Source organism: Blautia sp. AF26-2 (assembly GCF_003460955.1).
Classification (GTDB): domain Bacteria; phylum Bacillota; class Clostridia; order Lachnospirales; family Lachnospiraceae; genus Fusicatenibacter; species Fusicatenibacter saccharivorans.
In genome coordinates this window covers 1-335 of sequence record NZ_QTWD01000015.1, presented here as the reverse complement: position 1 = coordinate 335, position 335 = coordinate 1, and the positions used below count along the sequence as shown (strand labels likewise).

Sequence of the window (335 nt, the reverse complement as noted above, 5' to 3'; positions counted from 1 at the left end):
ATTTTGCGCAGGCCACTTCCACGGCGTTCCATGTACTTCATGCGGTGGAACAGGTCAGCAATCACAGGGTTTCGTCGCATGGAACGGATACTGTAAATATCGTATTCCTGAATTGAGCCGCCGCCAAACATACCGCCCGGAGATGTGATTTCCACCCGATCATCAAACATATCAATATGGATTTCGCTGCCAAGCACAATATAATCACGATGGATAAGCGCATTAACAAGAGCCTCTGTCACAGCTCGTTCAGCATAATCCGGCTTGTCTACACGATACTGTGCCTTTTTGACAAAACGGACTTTGGAATTATTGCGAATAAATTCACTGCCGCT

General features: G+C 46.6%; 1 protein-coding gene. It reads right to left on the bottom strand.

From position 1 onward, the window contains the following. Positions 1–335 (bottom strand): ATP-binding protein (locus tag DWY63_RS18550; RefSeq protein WP_278309075.1); only part of this gene is annotated, 335 nt, incomplete at both ends.